This is a genomic window from Kaistella sp. PBT33-4 (assembly GCF_029194425.1).
Lineage (GTDB): Bacteria > Bacteroidota > Bacteroidia > Flavobacteriales > Weeksellaceae > Marnyiella.
Genome location: NZ_JARFYL010000003.1, coordinates 211,029 through 232,902 on the forward strand (window position 1 = coordinate 211,029; position 21,874 = coordinate 232,902).

General features: G+C 43.8%; 23 protein-coding genes. 10 read left to right on the plus strand and 13 right to left on the minus strand.

Annotated elements, in window-relative coordinates:
* Positions 1–10: 10 nt before the first annotated feature.
* Together P0M11_RS06985 and P0M11_RS06990 are read left to right on the plus strand one after the other, a co-directional pair.
* Positions 11–364, plus strand: a complete 354-nt coding sequence (locus P0M11_RS06985; protein ID WP_275625036.1) for a helix-turn-helix domain-containing protein — start codon at positions 11–13, stop codon at positions 362–364.
* A 187-nt stretch (positions 365–551) separates the two neighbouring features.
* The gene (locus tag P0M11_RS06990) at positions 552–716 is read left to right on the plus strand and encodes a hypothetical protein (protein ID WP_275625037.1); all 165 of its coding nucleotides are present in this window, start codon (positions 552–554) and stop codon (positions 714–716) included.
* Between the two features lie 31 nt (positions 717–747).
* Here P0M11_RS06990 and P0M11_RS06995 read toward each other — a convergent pair whose 3' ends face one another.
* From P0M11_RS06995 to P0M11_RS07010, 4 genes are all read right to left on the minus strand, one after another.
* A complete protein-coding gene (locus tag P0M11_RS06995; RefSeq protein WP_275625038.1) occupies positions 748–1,401 on the minus strand; it encodes a rhomboid family intramembrane serine protease in 654 nt (217 codons plus the stop codon).
* Between the two features lie 41 nt (positions 1,402–1,442).
* Positions 1,443–4,043 (minus strand): DNA gyrase/topoisomerase IV subunit A, encoded by a 2,601-nt coding sequence (locus tag P0M11_RS07000; RefSeq protein WP_275625039.1) that lies wholly within the window; start codon positions 4,041–4,043, stop codon positions 1,443–1,445.
* 54 nt (positions 4,044–4,097) lie between these two features.
* Positions 4,098–5,981, minus strand: a complete 1,884-nt coding sequence (locus P0M11_RS07005) for a DNA topoisomerase IV subunit B (RefSeq protein ID WP_275625040.1) — start codon at positions 5,979–5,981, stop codon at positions 4,098–4,100.
* Between the two features lie 193 nt (positions 5,982–6,174).
* The gene (locus P0M11_RS07010) at positions 6,175–6,957 is read right to left on the minus strand and encodes a TIGR00266 family protein (RefSeq protein WP_275625041.1); all 783 of its coding nucleotides are present in this window, start codon (positions 6,955–6,957) and stop codon (positions 6,175–6,177) included.
* A 257-nt stretch (positions 6,958–7,214) separates the two neighbouring features.
* On the opposite strand from P0M11_RS07010, the gene P0M11_RS07015 reads away from it, so the two are divergent.
* From P0M11_RS07015 to P0M11_RS07035, 5 genes are all read left to right on the plus strand, one after another.
* The gene (locus tag P0M11_RS07015; RefSeq protein WP_158063673.1) at positions 7,215–7,583 is read left to right on the plus strand and encodes a PadR family transcriptional regulator; all 369 of its coding nucleotides are present in this window, start codon (positions 7,215–7,217) and stop codon (positions 7,581–7,583) included.
* A gap of 4 nt (positions 7,584–7,587) precedes the next feature.
* Entirely contained in the window at positions 7,588–9,249 is a 1,662-nt protein-coding gene (locus tag P0M11_RS07020) for a PspC domain-containing protein (protein ID WP_275625042.1), read from the plus strand.
* Between the two features lie 304 nt (positions 9,250–9,553).
* Positions 9,554–10,126 carry a 1-acyl-sn-glycerol-3-phosphate acyltransferase gene (locus tag P0M11_RS07025; RefSeq protein WP_275625043.1) on the plus strand — a complete coding sequence of 191 codons (573 nt, stop codon included), beginning with the start codon at positions 9,554–9,556 and terminating at the stop codon, positions 10,124–10,126.
* Between the two features lie 6 nt (positions 10,127–10,132).
* Entirely contained in the window at positions 10,133–10,567 is a 435-nt protein-coding gene (locus P0M11_RS07030; protein ID WP_275625044.1) for a PaaI family thioesterase, read from the plus strand.
* Positions 10,567–11,556 carry a chorismate-binding protein gene (locus P0M11_RS07035; protein WP_275625045.1) on the plus strand — a complete coding sequence of 330 codons (990 nt, stop codon included), beginning with the start codon at positions 10,567–10,569 and terminating at the stop codon, positions 11,554–11,556. Before P0M11_RS07030 ends, P0M11_RS07035 begins: the two co-directional genes overlap by 1 nt.
* On the opposite strand, the gene P0M11_RS07040 is transcribed toward P0M11_RS07035, so the two are convergent.
* The 9 genes from P0M11_RS07040 to P0M11_RS07080 all read right to left on the minus strand — a co-directional run bounded on the left by P0M11_RS07040 (position 11,540) and on the right by P0M11_RS07080 (position 19,788).
* Complete coding sequence (locus P0M11_RS07040; RefSeq protein WP_158063668.1) at positions 11,540–11,734, minus strand: hypothetical protein; 195 nt, start codon at positions 11,732–11,734, stop codon at positions 11,540–11,542. The two genes, P0M11_RS07035 and P0M11_RS07040, sit on opposite strands and share 17 nt — an antisense overlap.
* A gap of 9 nt (positions 11,735–11,743) precedes the next feature.
* A complete protein-coding gene (locus tag P0M11_RS07045) occupies positions 11,744–12,340 on the minus strand; it encodes a MarC family protein (RefSeq protein ID WP_275625046.1) in 597 nt (198 codons plus the stop codon).
* Between the two features lie 44 nt (positions 12,341–12,384).
* Positions 12,385–14,109: a BatD family protein gene (locus P0M11_RS07050; protein ID WP_275625047.1), complete on the minus strand. Its 1,725-nt coding sequence runs from the start codon at positions 14,107–14,109 to the stop codon at positions 12,385–12,387.
* Positions 14,109–14,846, minus strand: a complete 738-nt coding sequence (locus P0M11_RS07055; protein ID WP_275625048.1) for a tetratricopeptide repeat protein — start codon at positions 14,844–14,846, stop codon at positions 14,109–14,111. The genes P0M11_RS07050 and P0M11_RS07055 overlap by 1 nt, the downstream gene beginning before the upstream one ends.
* Positions 14,847–14,943: 97 nt before the next feature.
* Positions 14,944–15,960 (minus strand): VWA domain-containing protein, encoded by a 1,017-nt coding sequence (locus tag P0M11_RS07060; protein WP_275625049.1) that lies wholly within the window; start codon positions 15,958–15,960, stop codon positions 14,944–14,946.
* Between the two features lie 4 nt (positions 15,961–15,964).
* A complete protein-coding gene (locus tag P0M11_RS07065; RefSeq protein WP_275625336.1) occupies positions 15,965–16,963 on the minus strand; it encodes a VWA domain-containing protein in 999 nt (332 codons plus the stop codon).
* Positions 16,964–16,978: 15 nt separating this feature from the next.
* Positions 16,979–17,881 (minus strand): BatD family protein, encoded by a 903-nt coding sequence (locus tag P0M11_RS07070; RefSeq protein ID WP_275625050.1) that lies wholly within the window; start codon positions 17,879–17,881, stop codon positions 16,979–16,981.
* Positions 17,882–17,898: 17 nt separating this feature from the next.
* On the minus strand, positions 17,899–18,762 hold the full coding sequence (locus P0M11_RS07075; protein ID WP_275625051.1) for a DUF58 domain-containing protein: 864 nt from the start codon (positions 18,760–18,762) through the stop codon (positions 17,899–17,901).
* Between the two features lie 21 nt (positions 18,763–18,783).
* Complete coding sequence (locus tag P0M11_RS07080) at positions 18,784–19,788, minus strand: MoxR family ATPase (RefSeq protein WP_275625052.1); 1,005 nt, start codon at positions 19,786–19,788, stop codon at positions 18,784–18,786.
* Positions 19,789–20,015: 227 nt separating this feature from the next.
* On the opposite strand from P0M11_RS07080, the gene P0M11_RS07085 reads away from it, so the two are divergent.
* From P0M11_RS07085 to P0M11_RS07095, 3 genes are read left to right on the plus strand one after another with little or no spacing between them, the layout of a single operon-like run.
* Complete coding sequence (locus P0M11_RS07085) at positions 20,016–20,486, plus strand: DinB family protein (protein ID WP_275625053.1); 471 nt, start codon at positions 20,016–20,018, stop codon at positions 20,484–20,486.
* A gap of 2 nt (positions 20,487–20,488) precedes the next feature.
* Positions 20,489–21,241 (plus strand): 23S rRNA (guanosine(2251)-2'-O)-methyltransferase RlmB, encoded by a 753-nt coding sequence (rlmB, locus tag P0M11_RS07090; protein ID WP_275625054.1) that lies wholly within the window; start codon positions 20,489–20,491, stop codon positions 21,239–21,241.
* Positions 21,242–21,281: 40 nt separating this feature from the next.
* Entirely contained in the window at positions 21,282–21,869 is a 588-nt protein-coding gene (locus P0M11_RS07095; RefSeq protein WP_275625055.1) for a hypothetical protein, read from the plus strand.
* Positions 21,870–21,874 lie beyond the last annotated feature (5 nt).

The window sequence follows — 21,874 nt, forward strand, 5'->3', positions numbered from 1 at the left end:
ATAGATGGCTATGGCAAAGAGAGAATGCAGCAATTGTTTAGACACTTTAAATCCGGTGCGGGATGCACTGGAGGTTATTAACGGCAAGTGGAAACTGCCTATACTGATTTCTATATCCGTTGGAAATGAGAGGTTTAATGCCATACAGGAAAGTATCCCGGGGATCAGTGCACGTGTACTGGCAAAGGAACTGAAGGACCTGGAGCGCCACCAGCTCATACGCCGTACGGTTTCGGATAATTATCCGTCGCGTATCATTTACAAAGCAGAAGCGTACGCTGACACCCTGACGCCGATTATCTATGCCCTGAAAGACTGGGGAATTAATCACAGGAACAGAATGTCGGTTTCCGACAATTTTTGAGATGATATAGAATAATGGCTGTTTTACTGTCGTGCTGTATCTGAGGATGTAAATCAAATAGATTTATTAACTTTAGGTACGCTGGAACGGCGTTCGTGAGAAGGTGATTTAAAATTCACTCAATTGAAACTTTCGGAACCGTCGCAAAATTCCGCAATGATAATGTCGAACTTTTAAAACAAATGCCATGACTTACCCACTAATTCCAATAGGACTCATCATCGTATTTATCATTTATGTGATTTACCTGGCCTTTGTAAAAAAGGACATTCAGATGCTAAGGTCTGTGCTGTACCCGGGCCTGTTCTTTATTACCGTTTGGGCATTGATTTACTATTTTATGCTGAGGTAATATGGCTACTTAATGCGAAACAGAAAAGTGATCAGATGGCTTTCTTTACAAAAACCATATACGCCATATAGAGCAGTGGCAGCGACATAATGCCAAGGAAACGGATATTACTTAATGCCACTTCCGGCAGCAAACCTACGGCATATACAAGTCCGAAAGCTGCACCTCCGAGGTGAGCAGCATGTCCGATATTGTCGTGAGGTCTTGGATTAAGCATCATATATACGGAATAGGCGAAGTACAAAAAGCCAAATATATAACCCGGAATGGGTATTGGGATAAAGAAAAAGTATATACCCAGATCCGGAATCATTGCAATTGAAGCAAACAAAATCCCGGAGACACCGCCACTCGCACCAATCGCCGAATACCAGGGTTGGGCTTTGTACAGATAAAGGGAAAACAGGTTGCCTAAAAGTATGGAACCAAAGTAAACGATTAAAAATCCAATTTCGCCAAACGCCTGCACCACGATGGGCCCAAAAAAGTAGAGCGTCATCATATTGAAAAGCAGATGCATCATATCACCATGCAGGAATCCTGCGCTGATCAGCCGGATATACTCCCGGTTATTGGTGATCGCTCCTACATTGAATTTATATTTCTCGAACAGCGGCTGGTTGCTGAAGGCGATAAAACTTATAAGGGCCGTAGCCGCGATAATTATAATCAGTACTAAACTCATATTTTTTTCATTGATGATGCGGTAAGCGGCATCAGTTTAAATTACTCTTCGAAGAGATTTCCTATGGCCCCTTCCTCCGGGAAGTCTCCGTTGGCTACATCGTGGTCTATAAAGGCCACACTGTCTTCATTCTGTTCTACCTCGTCGAAACCGGGATTCATTTCCTCCGGCTCAGGCAGGGTGATGTTAATGCTTTTCACCTTGCTTTTCGTAAGCTGGTTACCTATCGCTTTGATGCCTTTTACCGAGATAAAATCATCGATAATGATAGTTTCGGGGTCACGCTGTTTGTCTTTTTCTTTGGCAAAAACAATCTCTGCCTGGGCCCTGTCCACAGTAATAATCTGTTCAATAAAAGTTTTGGGATGATCTGAAGGTACAAAATGCTGAATATTTGGGGTGTGGTCCAGCAGGAATCTTTTGATGAAATAAATACCTTTCTCACCGTCAAAATAAATACAGGTAATTGGCTGTTCCGGAATCCACTTCTCCAGCACCAGATATTCATCGTCAAACCTGTTCATCAGGTCAAAGGAAACCAGTTTTGCCTCACCGTTACTGTTGATAGTAAGTATGCGGTCGTCGCCTTTAAAGTTACCCAGCAGCGTACCTCGAGCATCGACATTCAAACGCCGAACAGTTTCGTCAAACCAGATTTTCCTTGGTGCAAGGGTGCTGTGACCTTCTTCCTTCAGGTCAATTTTTTTAATTGTATACTTGGTGACCAGGTTCCCGCGGGAGGCGCGGCCTTTAATGGCCAGCTCGGAAAAATCTATGTCAATCCTGTTCTTGCGTACGCGCGCATTGGGCTTCAGCAAGACCGTCACCAGTTCTGCCTCGCCGTTTGGATTGGCAGAAAAATAGAGGAATTCAGATCCTTTTTTCTCAGAGGCAAGCGGATAATCGGTGTTACGCGTAATGCTTGTCACCGAGAAACGCTTCATATAATAAGGGCCGTCGCGTCCCTCGCGGTAAATGGTATTGTACACCGTGCGGGTGTCGCCTTTTTTCCAGATGCCTACGTGAACAATGTCTTTGCCGATAAAGGTCTTGGCTTCCACCTTCACTACCTTCATGGTACCGTCGCGGCGGAAGGTAATGATATCATCAATATCGGAACAGTCGAAAAGGAACTGGTCCTTTTTAAGGGAAGTACCAATAAATCCTTCAGCAAAATTCGCGTAGAATTTCTCGTTGGCAACCGCTACTTTGGAAGCATCAATCGTATCAAATATCCTGATCTCGGTCTTTCTTTCGCGGTCCTTACCGTATTTCTTCTGGATGTTCAGGAAGTAGTCTATGGCATACGGAATAAGATGTTCCAGATTGTATCTGCATTTTTCAATCTTATCCTCGAGCGCCGCTATGGTTTCCTTGAATTTATCAAGGTCAAACCTGGAAATCCTCTTTATCCTGATCTCGGTAAGCCTGACAATATCCTCTTCTGTTACCTCACGCAGCAGATGCCCGGTGTGCGGTTTGAGGCCTGTATCAATAGTCGTAAGAACTTCTTCCCAGGATTTAACTTCTTCGATATCGTGATAGATCCGGTTTTCAATAAAAATACGTTCAAGCGAGGCAAAATGCCAGCTTTCCTGAAGTTCATGAAGTTCAATCTCAAGTTCCTTTTTCAGCAGAGATACCGTGTGGTCGGTATTCATGCGCAGGATTTCGGAAACACTCAGGAACATTGGCTTGTCACCCACGATTACACACGCATTAGGCGAAATGGAAACCTGACAGTCGGTGAAAGCGTACAGTGCATCAATGGTCTTGTCCGGAGATACATCATTGGCAAGATGAATCAGGATCTCCACTTTATCCGAGGTATTGTCTTCAATCCTTTTTATTTTGATCTTACCTCTTTCGGTGGCCTTTACTATACTGTCAATAAGGTCTACAGTGGTTTTGGAATAGGGAAGTTCGGTAATTACCAGCAGGTTTTTTTCACGCTGAACAATCCTGGCTCTTGCGCGTACTTTACCGCCTCTTTCACCATCATTATATTCGGCTACATCCAGTAAACCACCTGTAATGAAATCCGGGAACACCTGAAATTTTTTGCCCTTCAGATGCGCAACTGATGCACTGATCAGTTCATTAAAGTTATGCGGCAGGATTTTAGTTGAAAGTCCAACCCCAATACCTTCCACCCCCTGTGCCAGGAGCAGCGGGAATTTTACGGGCAGGTCAATAGGCTCGTTGTTCCGGCCGTCATAAGATTTGGACCATTCGGTAGTCTTTGGGTTAAAAACAACCTCGAGCGCAAAGGGTGTTAGGCGCGCTTCAATATAACGGGCGGCAGCGGCAGAATCGCCGGTGTAGATATTTCCCCAGTTACCCTGGGTATCGATGAGCAGTTCCTTTTGCCCAATCTGAACCATCGCATCGGTAATGGAGGCGTCACCGTGAGGATGATACTTCATTGTATTCCCAACGATATTCGCCACCTTATTGTAGCGGCCGTCTTCCAGCTCACGCATGGAGTGCATGATCCGGCGCTGAACAGGTTTGAAACCGTCGTAGACCGACGGAATGGCCCGGTCCAGAATTACGTAAGAGGCGTAATCCAGAAACCAGTCCTTATACAGCCCTGATACTTTCCTTAAACTTTCCCCTTCATGGAGGTTTTCTTCAGTCATATATTGGTCCGCGCAAGCGCGAAATTAATTCTGTTTGATAATGGATGCTGCAAATTATACGTGCACATCTTCCAGTTTTTCCTTTTTGTCAATTTCCGGATCTTCAACTACCAGGTTTTCAAGGATAAAGGATTGCCGGTCCGGAGTATTTTTACCCATATAGAATTCCAGAATTTGCTCTATAGTCTGATCTTTACCGATTACCACGGGTTCAAGCCGGATGTCCTTGCCAATGAAATGCTTAAATTCATCGGGGGAAATCTCACCCAAACCTTTAAAGCGTGTGATCTCCGGATTCTTGCCGAGCTCATTCAGTGCTTTTATCCTTTCGGCATCGGAATAGCAGTAACGCGTTTCTTTTTTATTCCGCACCCTGAACAAAGGGGTGGAAAGGATGTATAAATGCCCGTTCCGGATCAGATCCGGGAAAAACTGCAGGAAAAAGGTGATCATGAGCAGCCGGATATGCATACCGTCCACATCGGCATCTGTGGCAATAATTACCTGGTTGTAGCGCAAATCCTCCAATGAGTCTTCAATATTCAGCGCAGCCTGCAAAAGGTTGAACTCCTCATTTTCGTACACCACCCGCTTAGTAAGACCATAGGAATTCAGCGGTTTACCGCGCAGTGAGAAAACAGCCTGGGTTTCAACATCCCGTGACTTGGTAATAGAACCGGAGGCCGAATCTCCTTCGGTGATGAAAATCTGGGATTCTGCTTTCCTTTCTGCCTTCTGGTCATTATAATGCTGACGGCAGTCACGCAGTTTTTTGTTATGAAGTGATACTTTCTTCGCTCTTTCGCGGGCCAGTTTCTGAATACCGGAAAGCTCTTTCCTCTCGCGTTCCGAAACCAGGATTTTCTTGTGAACCGCCTCGGCGGTTTCCGGATTTTTGTGCAGGTAATTATCCAGTTCCTTTTTAAGGAAATTATTCATGAAAGTCCGGATGGTTTCTTTTCCCGGCTCCATATCATTCGAGCCCAGTTTGGTCTTGGTCTGGGATTCAAAAACCGGCTCAATAACCTTTATGGAAACAGCCGCTATAATGGACTTGCGAATATCCGAGGCTTCGTAGGTCTTATTGAGGTATTCGCGTATTGTTTTTACATAGGCCTCCTTAAATGCATTGAGGTGAGTACCGCCCTGCGTTGTATTCTGACCGTTTACGAAAGAAAAATAGGTTTCCGACTGCGATTTGTCTGAATGCGTAACCGCAATCTCAATATCTTCAGCCTTCAGATGTATGATAGGATACAGAATGTCGCCCTCCAGTTCTTCCTGCAGCAGATCCTTAAGACCGTTTTCCGAAAAAAAAGTTTCACCGTTGAAGATAATCTTGAGTCCCGGATTCAGGTATACATAGTTTCTGAGCATCCTTTCTATATACTCTTTCCTGAATTTGAAATGCGGGAAGATCTCATGATCCGGAATAAAAGTAATTTCCGTACCGTTACGGTCGGAAGTATCCGCCTCGTCGTGGTTGTGGGTAACTACCCCTTTGGAGAATTCGGCAACCTTCATCCGTCCCTCACGTACCGATTTAACTTTAAAGAAGTCGGAAAGAGCATTAACAGCCTTGGAACCCACACCATTCAGTCCCACAGACTTCTTGAAGGCTTTGCTGTCGTATTTACCACCGGTATTCATTTTGGAAACCGCGTCTACCACCTTCCCCAGCGGTATCCCACGGCCAAAATCGCGGATCACAGCTTTACCTTCATCAATCTTGATTTCAATCCGCTTTCCGGATTTCATCACAAATTCATCTATGGAATTGTCAATGATTTCCTTCAGAAGGATATAGATTCCATCATCAGCAGACGATCCGTCACCCAGCTTTCCGATGTACATCCCGGGCCGCTGCCGAACGTGCTCCTGCCAGTCCAGCGTCCGGATATTGTCTTCGGTATAATTAAAGTTGTTGTTTTCGCTCATATAAAATGCTGCCGGTATTACATTGCAGCTTTAGCCCAAATTTCAGTAATTCACAAAAATACTGATATTTAAATTTTTATGCAAAAATTCAGCACCCTGATTAATGTCTTTTTAGCGCAGGTCCAGGGATTTAATAAAACAAAAAAGCAGGCTGTATAAACCCGCTTAAAATCCGTTTATTGAAAACCGGTCTTTAAAATCCGTCACCGTCCAGGAGATTACCCAATTTTCCGAGTACACTTCCTTCTTCACCTTTTTTTCCGGTTCCGAACTGGAGTATACGAGCAGCCAGTCGGGAAATGGGCAAGGTCTGTATCCAAACTGTTCCGGGACCGCGAAGCTGCGCAAAAAAGAGTCCTTCGCCGCCAAAAATGGAGTTCTTAATGCCACCCACAAACTGGATATCATAATCCACTTCTTTGGTAAAAGCAACGATACAGCCGGTGTCGATCTTGAGTATTTCGCCGGGCTGCAACTGTTTCTCAATTACGTGGCCGCCACTGTGCACAAAACTCATCCCGTCTCCCTCTAATTTCTGCATTATGAACCCTTCGCCACCGAAAAGCCCTGTACCCAGCTTCTTCTGAAATTCAATACCTACAGATACTCCTTTGGCAGCGCACAGGAAGCTGTCCTTCTGGCAGATTACCCGTCCACCCAGCCGCGAAAGATCCAACGCGATTATTTTTCCTGAATAAGGTGCTGCGAAAGACACCTGCCTTTTCTTACTGGATATATTTGTATAAGCTGTCATGAAGAGATTTTCACCGGTAAGTAAACGTTTGCCTGCCGAGAACAGTTTGCCCATAAGCCCCTTTTCATTACCGTCGCCAAACATAGTTTCCATCTGTATGCCGTCGGTCATCATCATAAAACTTCCCGGCTCGGAAATGACGCTTTCGTTGGGATCCAGTTCAATCTCCACACACTGCATTTCTTCTCCATGTATCCTGTAATCGATTTCGTGGTTATTCATAGCTTTTTTAATTTTCGTATAAAATTACTAAAAATGGATATTATCTGAAATTTTGCTTAAAATTTGATCAAATTTCATTTTAGATTTAAAGTACAGTAAAATTTCTTAAAAATTTTTATACTGGTAATCAATTACTTAAACGACATTAGCATAATTTTACACTACTTTGTATTGCATATTACTGAATAAATAACATATCTTTGTATTGTTAAGTTATATCAGTTTTGAATTATTAACCAAATCATAACCTCAACTAAATGAATACCGAGAACACGAAGGCGCAGATGCGCAAAGGAATTCTGGAATTCTGCATTTTGAGTCTGATCCATGAGCGCGAGATGTATGTTTCCGATCTCATAGATGAGCTAAAGAAAGGCAGACTGGATGTGGTGGAAGGAACGCTTTATCCGCTCCTCACCCGACTGAAAAACGGCGAATTTCTTTCCTACCGTTGGGAAGAATCTACCGGAGGGCCGCCAAGGAAGTATTATCAGATCACCGAAAAAGGAAACCTGTTTCTGGCTGAACTGTTGACTACCTGGCGCGAGCTGAATGAATCTGTAAACCAAATCACTAAAAACAATCCGACAAGCGGGACTGAAAATCCGTTTCAAGCAAATTCTTAAAACTATGAACAAGACACTCTCAATTGGACTCGCCGGTTTCTCATTTACGATTGAGGAACACGCCTATATAAAACTCAGCGATTATCTGGCAGCCCTAAGAAGTTCTTTGGAGCCTACAGAAGCTGATGAAGTGATGCACGACATCGAAATACGGATGGTCGAAATATTTAAGGAAACCCTTGGCAGACGCGAAGTCATAAATGACGCAGACGTTGAAAAGGTTATATTCCAGATTGGAAAACCTGAAATAATTGAAGAGCAGGAGGAAGCCTATTATTCTGAAACGAATAATAAAAACAGCCGGAAGGCTTTTGGCAATCCAGGTGCGAAACAGCTGTTCCGTGATCCCGAAAGGCAAAAGATAGCAGGGGTTTGCGCCGGTCTGGCACACTACACTGGTATGGACATCAGTGCGATGCGTGCCATTTGGTTAGGTATAGCCATCCTGGGAATATTTACAGCAGCAATTTCCACCTCACTGATTATACTGATTTATATTATCTTCTGGATTGTCCTGCCTAAAGCCCAAACGGCGGCAGACTTCCTGAAGATGAAAGGCAAACCCATGAATTTTGACAACCTGAAAAGTGAATCCAATAAACTGGTACAGTTTGCCAATGAATCCACGCAGCGTGTAGGGGAAATTTATACCGAGAACAAACCCTATATTAATAATGCAGGAAACGGCATCTGGAACGTAATCCGTTATATACTTGGCGGTATATTCGGGCTCATCGGTCTGTCCATGCTGTTGGCCTCAATAAGTGTTTTCGGACTGGCAGGAACCAGTAATATCAATTTCTTTGATAATTTAGGATTTTATCTGCAGGACAGCAACCTGGGATTCCTGGCTATAGCCCTGGCATTCCTGACGGTGTTTATTCCGGCTCTGATCTTCTGTTACCTGGCCATTAAGCTGTTTTCGCCAAGAACTAAACTCAACAATACAGGTTATGTAATTGGCGGACTTGTACTGATCTGGATTGCTTTAGCCGCATTTACAGGAGCAAGTGCAATTAAATACAGCACGCAGTACAGCGGCAATAATGATGAAACAGAGAATGTAGCCATAAATACCACATCGGACTCCATACTGGTAGATGTGAAAAAAGTGGTGATTCCTCAAAATTTCAAATCGTATTGGGATGATATATATTCCGACGGAAAAACAATCTATAAACAGGATTATCCTGATATCCATGTACGCCGTGAAAATGTAGCCGCGCCATACCTGGAAGTGAAGAAGAGAGCAGACGGCTATAATCTGCCACTTAAGGTAAATATTCCCGTAGAAATCGTGAACAATAAGATACTGCTCCCTAACTACTATTCCTATCCCTACGAATACAGGTTCCGTGACTACCGGGTAGATTATGAACTGGTAGTTCCACAAAACATGAGCGTAATTGCGCTGAATGATGAGCGGGGTTTCTCACTGAGCGATGACCGTGATGAAGATGACAGGTACGGAAATCAGAACACGGGCAGTAACAGCATCGTAGTATCATCAAACAATGCCGATTCCATAATCGTAAACGGCAAAAAGGTATCCAAAGAAGAGGCAGATCTGATGATTAAAAAGCTGAAGATAGATACCGACAGCATTAAGGATATCAATATCTCCATTAATGGCCAAAAAAAGGAAGTATCCATCAAGACCAGGTAAGAAAGTGATTTGGCAACGGGCAGAGTTTCAAGGCTCCCAGTTCAGGTTTTATCTGCCCGTTCATTATCAGTCTGATTATTAATTAAAAAATTAGCATCACCTGCTTTTTAATTATTAAAAATAAAATTGTAAATTCGTTCCACCAAAACCACAAAAATTTCACCTATGGTACAGCTTGTTTTAGAAATCGTATTTAAGATTGTTTATTTAGTAAGCAGTTTGTTTTAGGAGAGTTAATATTTCAATATATTTGTAAAGTATAGCCTTGCTGGTTATACTTTTTTTGTTTTTAACAATACACTTCATGAAGAAAATTATTGGTGCGCTGGCACTGAAAATGCTGGGCTGGAAAGTGGTTTTACACGGCGATCCAAAAGTTTTGGAACGCTGTATCCTCGTTATTGCTCCCCATACCCACAACATGGAATATATCCTGGGTAACTTCGCATACTGGGCATTGGGCAAACCTCTTAAAATTATCATTAAAGATGAGCACACCAAAAGCTGGTACGGTGGGATCGTAAAGGCTTTGGGGGGTATAGGTATAGACCGCAGCCAGAGAAATGATCTCGTAAAGTTTGTAGGCAGACTGTTCGAAAAGGAAAATTTCAGTCTGGTAATAACACCCGAAGGGACGCGCAGCTGGGTACCGAAATGGCGGAAAGGCTTTTATTATATGGCAATGGAGGCAAAATTACCCATTGTATTGGGAGCAGGTGATTTTAAACGCAATACCGTTTATCTGGGGCATACCATACCATACGAAAAGCTTAAACTAATGAGTTATGAGGAGGTACTGCAGCACATCTCCGACTACTACAAGGAATACGACATAACGCCAAAGGTACCTGAAAACTGGAACCCAAATATCAGCTGATTTATTATGGAAGACAGCAAAAGAAATGAAATCCTGGACCGTCTGAACAACTGGGGTCGGGAAAATCTTGGAAAAACCCTCAATATACGGTTTACTGATGTTGATGATGAATCGCTAACTGCAGAAATGCCGGTAGAACCCCGTGTGCATCAGCCCTACGGCATCCTGCACGGCGGCGCCAGCGTGGCTCTGGCCGAAACACTTGGCTCATGTCTGTCAGTACTTCATGTAGATATGGAAAAATATGCGCCGGTTGGCACCAATATCAACTCCAACCATCTGCGTGCAATACGCACAGGCACCGTGACCGGAAAAGCCTCCTTCATACGCAAGGGGAATACAGTTCATGTTTCGCAGATTGAAATAAGGGATGCCAAAGGCCACCTTATCAATCATACTACCATGACAAATAATATCATTCCGCACAGCAAGCTTTCATAATGATCTTCCTCAAGTTCCCTTTCCAACCTGAAATTTTCACCGTACAGGGGCCGGAAAACGAGTTTCCGGTAAAGCTTGTTTCATTTGATGAAACTGAGACGGTGCGGTTTGGCGGTAAACTGATGAGGTTATCAAATGATGAAATACTGAGCTCGACCTTTCCGCGGGTTACAGGCGGGCCGGATCCTTATTTTCGTTCTGAAAGTAAAGAAGAATATCTGGAAAGGGTGGCGAAAGTAATTCAATTTGTTAGAAAGAATGACATTCCTAAACTGGTACTCTCCCGGCAGAAATATTTACAATACAGCAAGCTTTCGGGCAGCGGGGAAATTGATTTTGGCAGAAGCTTTCTGAATCTGTGCGGATCTTATCCTAATGCTTTTGTTTATCTTATTAATAAGGGGCAGCACTGCTGGATGGGCGCATTTTCTGAACTTTTAGGCCGATTTAACAAAAAAACATCGGTTTTTGAAACCATGAGCCTGGCCGGTACACTTCCTCTGGAGGAAGACTGGACAGATAAGGAAACGGAAGAACAGAGGCCAGTAACACTGTACATTGCTGAAACGGTTCAGAAATACAGTTCAGAGGTATGGATTTCTGAAACATACGATCATCATTCCGGAAACATCAAGCACCTGCGGACAGACTTTAAAGCCAAGGTAAAAAAAGATGACCTTGAAGCGCTGATAGCTGAACTTCATCCTACGCCTGCCGTCTGCGGAATTCCGAAAGATTTCTGCCAAAAAGCAATCGCTGCATTCGAAAAGAATCCAAGGTCTTTCTATTCGGGATATATCAGGGTGGAAACAGAAAGTGAAATTCAGTATTTTGTAAATCTTCGGTGCGCGCGCTTCACAGCATCGGGTGTCCACCTGTACGCAGGCGGAGGAATTAATGCGAAAAGTGATCCTGAAAAAGAATGGCAGGAAACCGAACTGAAAGCCGGCGCAGTTTTAAATAACCTTGCAGTTACGGACGCGACCTGAGTTTGCTCCAGGTATGCAGAACAAATACCAAGAGAAGTCCTACGATACCTGCCGAAAGGGAAAATACGTATTTAAGATTATCATCATTCATCAAACCGATATTCCAGTCCACAGCATAGAGGTTAAAACCTATGAATAGGATAAAAAGAACCAGAAATATCTTATAATATAGCTGCATGATTATTTATTAAAAATGAACGTAAGTTTGAAATAGCTGCGCAAAGTTAGCGGTAAATAATTTAATGGAGATGGCCAAAAGGATAATTCCGAAAACTTTTTCAACCACCTTAAGAGTTCCGGTACCTAATTTTCTTTCAATCCAGTTTGCGGATTTTAAAACAACATATACAAAAATTGTATTCAATACAATTCCGAATATAATATTGATATCGTGATATTCGGCCTTCAGTGACAGCGTAGTTGTAAGAGTTCCCGCACCGGCGATCAGGGGGAAAGCAATAGGCACAATGGAAGCTGAAGTAGCCTCAGTATTCCTCTGTATCTGCACACCCAGGATCATTTCCAGAGCTATTATAAAAATGACAAATGCACCCGCTATCGCAAACGAATTTACGTCAACACCAATAAAATTAAGGATTTTATTACCCACGAAAAGGAAAACAATCATCAGAAGGCCCGCTACAATGGCTGCTTTCTCGGCTTCAATTTTACCGAATTTCTTCTTCAGGCTCACGATGATCGGGATGGACCCGATGATATCGATTACCGCAAACAGAACCATAGAACAGGTTAAAATCTCTTTCCAGGAAAAGTGTTCAAACATTACAGACGCTTTAATAATTTCGCAAAAATATGAAATATTATTGTTTATTTGTTAAATTGCGAATATAAATTCCGGGTTTCTTCAAGAAGTTCCCGGATGTGCTCGGGGGTATGGACGGGCGCGAACTTTTCCATCTGGATTTTTTGCTGCAAAATACGGTAATTTTCGGCCATATTCTGCCCGAAGGACTGCTCCAGAACAACCTTGAAATCAGCCGTTGTGTTTGCTCCAAAAACCGCACGGAAAGCTGCATCCATTTCTGCCAGCGTTTCAAAAAATCTATCGTACTGAGCATTATCTGCCAACTGCTGTAGGTAAGGAACATATATATCCGTGTCCACAGCCTCCTTTGCTTTTAACTCCCGCTCTGTTTCGGCAATCGTACCTAAATCTTTTTGCTGTTTTGCCGAGCTGGCACCAGCATTTGTCCGGCGGTACTTTCGAAACCACAACAGGCCCAAAGCAGCGGCCAGCAAAAGTCCAAGGTTGATCCATACCGTCTTCCAGTTTAAAGTTTTTCTTTCCTCTACGCGCAGATTAGTGGTTTTTATTACAGGATTGTCTACGGTTTCCAGCACGGTATTCGTATAATCATTCACCTTTTCAATGGGAGTGCGCGCTGCCAGTATTTCGTTGTGCGTAAGTGCGTCCATCTTCACTTTCCTGCTGCCCAGGTCTACATATTTGCCAGTTTCAGGATTAAAGAAAGAGAATGCATCTGTGGAGACAGTGAGCGGCCCGGGTTTTTGCGGAATAATAAGATAATGTGCCGTAACCTCACCTCTCACTCCGGATTTGGAAACTTTTGTATTTGTAACAATCTTAGGAGTGTAAAAACGGTAGCTTTCCGATTCTTTGATCTTCGGCAGTGTCATATTGTCAAAATTGCCCTCACCTCGTAAAGTGAGTGACACTTTCACCGGTTTTTCAACTTCGGCCTTTTCGCCGGAATGTGAAAGCTGGAGCTCAAAATTCCCTACTGCATCTTTAAATCCCGCAGGAGCTGACGGCGGTAAACTTTTAACCTTCAGCCTGGATCTATTTGACAGAATCTTTGAATTACCGGAGGACACCCGTGCACTTACCGGACCGATATCCAACCTCCCCGACTCCGAAGGATAAATCAGAAAAACTGCCAGTACCTGACTGGAAATATTCCCGGCGGGTTCGATTTCTGATTTTTCGGAACTGACCTTGCGAACCGTCAGTTGGATATTGTCAGGTAACTTTATGTCGCGGACTTTGCGGAAACTGTTGAGGTTACGGGAATAGGCGCGCAGGACAGCAACAGTAGGCTGGTTCTTATATACTTCATCCCGGTCCAGCTCCATATTCAAATAGATTTCACTGAAGCTTTTGTCCGCTATGACTTTCTTTTCGGATTCGCTGATGAAGATATCAAAAGGTTCGGTGTGATACAGTTTATCATTGACAATTACCGAAGCCGATCCGATCTTGAGTTTTCCCGTTTTCTTAGGTTTAAGTACGTACTGGTAAAGGGTCCTGTTCACCCTAAAGCCGGATTTGGAGTCAATGAAAGTATTCTGTTCGGAACCGCTCGCTATAACTTCAAACCTGGAAGTATCAAACATACGCAAAGGCGTTTGCTGAATCATGTCCTTTCCGGCAATTTCCAGCAGAATGTTTACCACAATGGGGTCTTCTTCCTTAAAGTCGCGGGTATTTCTGTCGGTAGTAACAACCAGGTTAACCTGCGCATAAGAAAATGCCGCAAAAAAAATAAAAAGTATGGGATAGAATCTAGTCATTACCAATCCTTCTCGTTGCTCTCCGGCATCGAGTACGAATCCTTGTTCAGAATCTTTTTCGCTGTTTCCCGTTCTTTATCTGAAACCCGGTTCAGGATGGCCTCCTGCATGCCTTTGGGCAAAGCTCCGTTATTGTTTTGTTTATCTGGGTTGGGATTATTTCCACTGTTATCCTTGCCTTCATTTTCCGGTCCGCTTCCGGCTCCCTGCTGTCCGTCTTTCTTCTGATCACCCTGCCCGGACTGATCCTGCTGTTGCTGACCTTCTCCACCACCGCCCTTGCCCTGGTTTTGCTTATTTTCCTGGTCTTTAAGTTTGGCGATTTCGTAGTTTTTACGTGTCTGCTCGTTGCGTGGTTCCTGCTTAAGAGACTGCTTGTAAAATTCTGCTGCTTTATCAGGCTTATTAAGCTGCATATAGGTATTTCCCAAATTATGCAACGCTGAGGCTTTATCATGCAGATTTTGTGAAAGCTCGCTGGCTTTTTGATATTCTGCGATGGCTTCCTCGTACTTTTTACTGCGGTAGAGTGCATTGCCAAGATTATAATGAGCGGTATAACTGTTCTTATCAGTTTTTACCGCTTCCATAAATGACGATGCAGCAGCTTCGAACTTATTATTTTCGTAAAAACGGTTACCTTCGTGCACCAACGATTTATAGCTTTTTTGGGCGAACACCCAAGTGCCGCAGAAAACTACCGTAAATATCGTGATAATGAAGCTCCTAAAATGCATTGTACAAAAATATCCCTTTATCTGTTAATAAAAAGCCACACTTGCGTTAAAGTTAGGTTAAAAGGGGATTCATAGGGCTTTTCAACAAGATTCAGAGCTAAATATTGAGATCCCTCTTAGGATTCAGCAGGTAGATAAGCAGGAACAGCAAAATACTTACAGCGAGAAAATACTGATAAAAAAGAACGGAATTCTGCGACCGAACCATAGTGCCGGAACCCGCACCGCTTTTAGAAAGCGCATCTATGATCTGACCCGACGACTCCTCAAGATTATTACCGTCTATAAAGGCTCCGCCGGATCCCGACGCCATCTTCTCCAGAGCTCGGGTTTGACGTTGGGAAAGTACCGTCTGGCCGGTACGGTCTGTTTTATAACCCATCAACTGTCCAAAGATGTACTCCGGAACCGGTGCTCCCTGTTCGGTGCCTACACCTACAGATACAATGGTAATGCCTTCACTTTTTGCCAACCGTACGGCCTTTTCCTCATTTCCTTCGTTATCCTCCCCATCACTTATCAGAACCACCTTTCGTGACCCTTTAGGCACATTCTTGAATTTGCGGCCAGTTTCCTGCATCGCCTTAAGAAAATCGGTACCCTGGATTTTCATCATGTTGGTTTCAATTCCGCCAATATAGGTTTCTGCCGCTGTATAATCTGTAGTCAACGGCATTATGGAGGTGGCTTCACCGGCAAAAACCACGATTCCTACCCTATCATTGGTCATCTTTTCCATAGTCCGGATCATAATATTCCTGGCCAGGACCAGCCGGTTAGGCAAAACATCTTCGGCATTCATGGAATTGGAAACATCCAGCACAAACATGACATTGTTCATATTCTGCCTGGTTTCCACCTGCTCGCTACCACCACGTACATCGAGCACCGCCAGAAGAAGAAAAGCCAGCGCCGGAATATACAAAACGGGGAAATATTTTCTGAATACGGTATTAGACTCAAAAAGACGGCCATGAAATCTGGAATCAGCGAAATTTTGCCTTGCACGATCCATCCAGTTGCGGAAGCGGAAAAGCAACAGCAGCACCACCGGAAGCAGCAGCAACCATAACAAGTACCTGTAATCTCCTACACTAAGCTCTTTCCAATCCATTTTCTTAAGTAAACTGTTTGTAAAGCCACCATCTGAGCAGCGCATCTGCCAGTAAAATCCCCAATGCGAACCACAGCAGGTAAATGTAAAATTCTGTGTAATTATAGAGCTTTGCGGCTTTGTTTTCCGATTTTTCCAGGCGGTTTATTTCTTCATAAACCTCACCAAGTGACTCTGTTGAGGTGGCGCGAAAATATTTTCCGCCGGTTGCTGCAGAAATTTCGCGCAACATAGCCTCATCAATTCGTACTTCCGTTTCCGTGAAAACCAAATCGCCAAAAATATCAGTGCCTGTAGGCATCAGCGCATATCCGTTCGTACCGATTCCCACCGCATACACCTTGATGCCGGCGCCCTGCGCCAACTGCGCGGCCAACAGCGGATTCATTGCGTTAGGTATAGTGTTCACCCCATCTGTCATCAGGATAATAACTTTGCTTTTTGCACGGCTGTCTTTCAGGTGGTTTACGGCTACGGACAACCCCTCTCCGATGGCAGTGCCGGGTTCCAGCTCAAGCGGATTCAGAACTGAAAGTTCATCTATAACTACCTGATGGTCGCTGGTAACCGGGACCTTTGTAAATGCTTCACCAGAATAAGTTACCAAACCAAGCCGGTCATTGGGCCGTTTGCCTACAAACTCGATGGCAATCTTTCGAAGTGCAGTAAGACGGTCGGGTTCCAGATCGCGGGCCAGCATACTTAGAGAAACATCCACAGAAAGCATGATATCAATCCCCTTGGTCTCGTCCCGGTCCTGAGAAACTGTAAAAGTCCGCGGCCTGGCCAGGGCAAGGATAAGTGCCGAAAGTATCAGATATTTGGAGATTTTAAGCAGAAAAAAAATAAACCTGGGTCCGCCACTCTGCGGCATTGGCAAAGTGGTAGGAACAGAAATTCCCTGATTCGGTCTTTTAAGGATATCACGAACCAGCAATGGAATAAAAAGTAGAAACAGCAGTAAAAAATAGGGGCTGTAAAATTCAAAATTAAAAAAATCCATCATCATATCCGTCAATTATACACCAGACCTTAACTGTTCAGTTTCAAGATCATGGGAAGATCTCTTTACAAATTCCCGGATGTCATTGAAGTCTTTTTCCATCATTTCGCGGTCGGGAAAGGTCTTGGCGAATTTTACAAGATCACCCCTCAGAAAAACGTTTTCCACAATTACTTCATTCTCGGGAGAGATACTGTTGCTGCGTTTCATTACCTCAATCAGGTCGTCAGTAAGCAGGACGTCTGCCGGAATGGCGTACTGTCTGCTGATGAATTTTCGTGTTATATCTATAAGTTCCACATAATAGGAACGGTAGTCGCCACGCTCAATAAACTTCTTTTTCCTGAGTTCCTCCAGTTCCCGTATTGTTCTGTTAGTCATGACCTTGGGCGAGGTCTTTCGGGCTGCCAAATATCTGCGCACCAAAATTATTGTGATTATCAAAATCAAAAGTGCAAGGACTCCAATGATATACCATTTGTACATATCCCAGTAGTCTACCGCATCCAGAGTTACTTCCTTGTTTTTGCGGATGTCATTAATCTCATCGCCTTTCTGGGCAGTATTGACCACTTTTAATTCATAGGGAACAGTCCTTTGCACGCTACCACCGATATTAAATTCAAAAGCCGGAATGGTATACGTTCCCTCCTCAAAAACCGCAAACTGTATAATACGTTCATACCTTTCAGCAGATACCGCAACAGAATCCGAAATCTCTTCAAAATGGAAAGGCAGTAACTCATTCTCCGGCGCGGAATTCACCACTTTACCCTGTAATCCTGAAATATAAACAGTGTAGGTGCCCACTTCACCAAGCGCAAGCGTTTCCTTGTCCACCTTTGATCCCAGGGTCTGGGACTGCACCATGAACCCCAGTAAAATAATAACAAAGAAAACCGACTTTTTTAATATCATATGCAGCAATGAATCTACTATTTTTTCCGGAAATACTGATAAAGGTGTTTGGAATAATCCTCACCGGTATTCATACTTATGAAGCCCGCTGAGGCATTTTCGAAATCCTCCTTCACCACACGCTGTCTCTGTTGCTGTGCCTCAGCAAACTCATAGCGCCATCTTTTGCTCGACGTATTTCCCCAAACCTGCTGTCCGGTTTCGCTGTCCCGAAAGAGCGCATATCCTACATCGGGTATTTCCTTATCCTTATCATCATAGATCCGGATACCGAGCATCTGGTGTTTGCGAGCCACAATTTTCAGCGTGCGGGAATCATACTCATCGTTGAAATCCGAAAACAGAAAAACAAGCGATTTCCTTTTGAAAATGCCCAGCATATACTGCAAGGCAGTATTGAGGTCAGAAGTTGCGGGCACAAAGTCTGCGGTCAGGATATTGGAGATAATTGCCAGGATATGTTTTCTCCCTTTTTGAGGCGGGATCACTTTATAAACTTTATCAGCAAAAAGAATCAGACCTACCTTGTCGTTATTACCTGCGGCCGAGAAACCAACACTGGCGGCAATCTCAGCTACAAATTCTTTTTTCAGCTGGGTTCTGGTTCCATAATTCATTGACGCCGAAATATCTACGAGAAGCATCATAGTGAGTTCCCGCTCCTCTTCCATTACTTTCACGAAAGGTTCCCGGAAGCGCGCCGTCTTGTTCCAGTCTATGCGCCGGATCTCATCGCCGAACTGATAAGGTCTCACTTCAGAAAAGGTCATCCCCTGACCTTTAAAGGCGCTGTGATACTGGCCCATAAGTGTGGCTTCGGACTTCTTTCGGGTCCGGATTTCAATCTGCTTTACTTTCCTTATAATATCTCTGATCTGCACGCCTTCGGATAATTTAGAAAATTAGGGGGCCTGGATGCGTGCCAGGATGCGGTCCACCACCTCATCGGAAGTTACCTCTTCAGCCTCTGCCTCAAAACTAAGTCCTATCCTGTGCCGAAGGATGTCCTTGGCAACATCTTTCACATCTTCAGGAATGACGAAGGCACGGTTTTTCAGGAATGCCATGGCGCGGGATGCTATGGCAAGGTTAATGGATGCACGCGGCGAGGCACCGAAGCTGATGAAATTTTTCAGTTCACCCAGTCCGTATTTGTCCGGGTAGCGTGTGGCAAAAACCATATCAAGGATGTATTTTTCAATCTTTTCATCCAGATAGATCTGGTTGATGAGCATTTTGGCCTCAACGATATTGTTCAGGCTGATTACCGGCCGGATTTGGGGCTGATGCGATGTTGCTACCATCTTCATGATTTGTCTCTCATCTTCAAGCGAAGGATAATCGATGCGGCATTTCAGCATAAAACGGTCACTTTGTGCTTCGGGCAAAATATAAGTACCCTCCTGATCAATAGGATTTTGCGTAGCCAGAACCAGGAATGGCTTAGGCAAGGCCATTGTTTCATCGCCTATGGTTACCTGTTTCTCCTGCATCGCTTCCAGCAAGGCCGACTGAACTTTAGACGGTGCACGGTTAATCTCATCAGCTAAAACAAAGTTGGCAAATATAGGTCCGCGCTTTATGGAGAAATCATTCTCTTTTATGTTGTAGATCTGGGTACCGATGACATCTGCAGGCAAAAGGTCAGGCGTAAACTGGATACGGGAAAATTCGCCCTGAACAGCATCAGCCAGCGTTTTAATTGCCAGGGTTTTAGCCAGGCCGGGAACACCCTCAAGCAGAACATGTCCGTTGCCAAGAAGGCCAATTAGAAGCCGGTCTATCATATATTCCTGACCGATGATGGCTTTGTTGATTTCCTGCTTTAAAAGTGAAAAAAAGTAGTTCTGCTCCCTAACTTTTTCTGTTAACTGCTTTATGTCTTCTGCCTGATGTAATTCTGACATATGATTTTTCGTATTTGACGGTAAATTTCTGATAATTTCACCACACCAATCAACACATTCGGTGCCAGCTACAAGTTAAAGTTTGTTAATCTTTGAACTGCGGATCCCAACAGGAACTGTTTTCTGTAGATAAGAGACGCATAAACTCTACAAATCTCTATTGTAACATCATTACAATTGCGTTTTCAGTTTAATACACTATTTTTGACAATTAAAGTTATTCGCAGATGAACTATCACTTTCAGGCCCACCGCCAGGTACGGAGTAACCTGCTTGAAATCCTGCAGGAAACCTCAATCCAGGATCTCACCCTGATTCCGGATGGATTCAACAATAATATTTACTGGAATATTGCCCACACCGTGGCTACCCAGCAGTTGCTGTGTTATTATCTGAGCGGAAATCCATTCAGGATAGATAAATACTGGATAGAGAATTATAAGAAAGGAACTTTACCCAATATGGACGTGCAGCAGTCGGAGGTGGAGGACCTGGCTTTCCTGCTTACAGAAACTTCCAGGATATTGATGAAGGATTATGATGCCGATTTTTTTTCGGAATATACACCATATACCACCAGTTTTGGTCTGGACCTGAAAAACATTCAGGATGCAATTATCTTTAACAATATGCACGAAAGTCTCCATTTCGGATATGTGATGGCACAGAAGCGCGCCATCTTAGGAGAAAAATTTTAGTTATGACAGACAGGAAAGACGATTTTATATTTGGCCTTAGGCCGGTTATTGAAGCTGTTGAAGCAGGTAAAACCATCGATAAGATTTTTATGCAGAATGCCCTACAGGGTGAAATCTATCATGAACTGAAGCAGCTGCTTGCGAAGCACAAAATCAGGCCTAACTATGTACCCGTAGAAAAACTGAACCGTTTTACAAGAAAGAACCATCAGGGCGTGGTGGCATTTATTTCAGACGTTCCTTTTGAAACTATACAGGATGTCCTGCCACAACTTTTTGAAGATGGAAAGACCCCTTTTCTGCTGATACTGGACCGTCTGACCGATGTAAGAAATTTTGGTGCAATATGCCGCACGGCGGAATGCACAGGGGTGGACGCCATTATTTTACCGGAAAAGGGCGCGGCGCCAATTAACTCGGACGCTATTAAAACTTCAGCGGGTGCCATTTACAATATTAAAATCTGTAAAGAAAAAAACCTGGCACATACAGTGGATTTCCTGCAGCAATCAGGCGTCATGGTGTACGCAGCAACAGAAAAAGCGTCAAAATTGGTGTACGACGCAGACTTTTCTGTGCCTTGTGCCGTTGTAATGGGTAATGAGGAAACAGGTATTTCCAAGGAAGTCCTGCATCATTCAGATGAGAAAATAAAACTGCCGATTGAAGGTAAAACCCAGTCACTGAACGTATCCGTAGCCTGCGGTGCAATTTTGTATGAGGCAGTAAGACAGAAAATAATCTCCGGGAATTAAATCCGAATATACCCGGAAGCCCGGAACTACATTATAAAAAATGGGAAAATATATCAAATCACTCTCAGCATTGGCGTTATTTACGGCCTGCACACTCAGTTCCGCGCAGATAAGGTCTGGAGAGGATCCGACAAAAATAAAGAGTAAAGGGTTTTCAAAAACAGCCAATCCTTTTACGCATTATCTTTATAAGAACGGTTTCCGAGATTATACGGTCACTAAGATTGAAACCAAGACCGAAACAGAAACCAAAAGCTATAACGAACTGCGCTTCCACAGCGTTAATTCGCAGCATTACACCAAGATCTTAATGTTCAACGCATTTGGACCCTGGCACCGTGCCATGGAATCCACGGACAATAACTATACTTTGGTCTGGAGAGACGTAAAGCTTTTGCCTGGTTCCGCAGAGAAATTCACCGTTTTTACAAACGGAGTTCGAAGTTTCCGGTATATGTATGCGGCAGTCAATGTATTTGATTCCGAAAACAGGGACTGCCTGGCCGAAGATCATCCAATGCGTGAAAAACTGATCAGTTATTTTTCAGAAAAGATCTGGAACCTGGGCGACAGCAAGGCTTTTGACGAAGCCTGGAGCAGGTATCTACTCACACAAAAAGACAATTAAATACT

Excerpts from the sequence above, each read along its gene's own strand:
- P0M11_RS06985 (WP_275625036.1), top strand. The coding sequence starts at position 11 with ATGGCAAAGAGAGAATGCAGCAATTGTTTAGACACTTTAAATCCGGTG.
- P0M11_RS06990 (WP_275625037.1), top strand. The coding sequence starts at position 552 with ATGACTTACCCACTAATTCCAATAGGACTCATCATCGTATTTATCATT.
- P0M11_RS06995 (WP_275625038.1), bottom strand. The coding sequence starts at position 1,401 with ATGAGTTTAGTACTGATTATAATTATCGCGGCTACGGCCCTTATAAGT.
- P0M11_RS07000 (WP_275625039.1), bottom strand. The coding sequence starts at position 4,043 with ATGACTGAAGAAAACCTCCATGAAGGGGAAAGTTTAAGGAAAGTATCA.
- P0M11_RS07005 (WP_275625040.1), bottom strand. The coding sequence starts at position 5,981 with ATGAGCGAAAACAACAACTTTAATTATACCGAAGACAATATCCGGACG.
- P0M11_RS07010 (WP_275625041.1), bottom strand. The coding sequence starts at position 6,957 with ATGAATAACCACGAAATCGATTACAGGATACATGGAGAAGAAATGCAG.
- P0M11_RS07015 (WP_158063673.1), top strand. The coding sequence starts at position 7,215 with ATGAATACCGAGAACACGAAGGCGCAGATGCGCAAAGGAATTCTGGAA.
- P0M11_RS07020 (WP_275625042.1), top strand. The coding sequence starts at position 7,588 with ATGAACAAGACACTCTCAATTGGACTCGCCGGTTTCTCATTTACGATT.
- P0M11_RS07025 (WP_275625043.1), top strand. The coding sequence starts at position 9,554 with ATGAAGAAAATTATTGGTGCGCTGGCACTGAAAATGCTGGGCTGGAAA.
- P0M11_RS07030 (WP_275625044.1), top strand. The coding sequence starts at position 10,133 with ATGGAAGACAGCAAAAGAAATGAAATCCTGGACCGTCTGAACAACTGG.
- P0M11_RS07035 (WP_275625045.1), top strand. The coding sequence starts at position 10,567 with ATGATCTTCCTCAAGTTCCCTTTCCAACCTGAAATTTTCACCGTACAG.
- P0M11_RS07040 (WP_158063668.1), bottom strand. The coding sequence starts at position 11,734 with ATGCAGCTATATTATAAGATATTTCTGGTTCTTTTTATCCTATTCATA.
- P0M11_RS07045 (WP_275625046.1), bottom strand. The coding sequence starts at position 12,340 with ATGTTTGAACACTTTTCCTGGAAAGAGATTTTAACCTGTTCTATGGTT.
- P0M11_RS07050 (WP_275625047.1), bottom strand. The coding sequence starts at position 14,109 with ATGACTAGATTCTATCCCATACTTTTTATTTTTTTTGCGGCATTTTCT.
- P0M11_RS07055 (WP_275625048.1), bottom strand. The coding sequence starts at position 14,846 with ATGCATTTTAGGAGCTTCATTATCACGATATTTACGGTAGTTTTCTGC.
- P0M11_RS07060 (WP_275625049.1), bottom strand. The coding sequence starts at position 15,960 with ATGGATTGGAAAGAGCTTAGTGTAGGAGATTACAGGTACTTGTTATGG.
- P0M11_RS07065 (WP_275625336.1), bottom strand. The coding sequence starts at position 16,963 with ATGGATTTTTTTAATTTTGAATTTTACAGCCCCTATTTTTTACTGCTG.
- P0M11_RS07070 (WP_275625050.1), bottom strand. The coding sequence starts at position 17,881 with ATGATATTAAAAAAGTCGGTTTTCTTTGTTATTATTTTACTGGGGTTC.
- P0M11_RS07080 (WP_275625052.1), bottom strand. The coding sequence starts at position 19,788 with ATGTCAGAATTACATCAGGCAGAAGACATAAAGCAGTTAACAGAAAAA.
- P0M11_RS07085 (WP_275625053.1), top strand. The coding sequence starts at position 20,016 with ATGAACTATCACTTTCAGGCCCACCGCCAGGTACGGAGTAACCTGCTT.
- rlmB (WP_275625054.1), top strand. The coding sequence starts at position 20,489 with ATGACAGACAGGAAAGACGATTTTATATTTGGCCTTAGGCCGGTTATT.
- P0M11_RS07095 (WP_275625055.1), top strand. The coding sequence starts at position 21,282 with ATGGGAAAATATATCAAATCACTCTCAGCATTGGCGTTATTTACGGCC.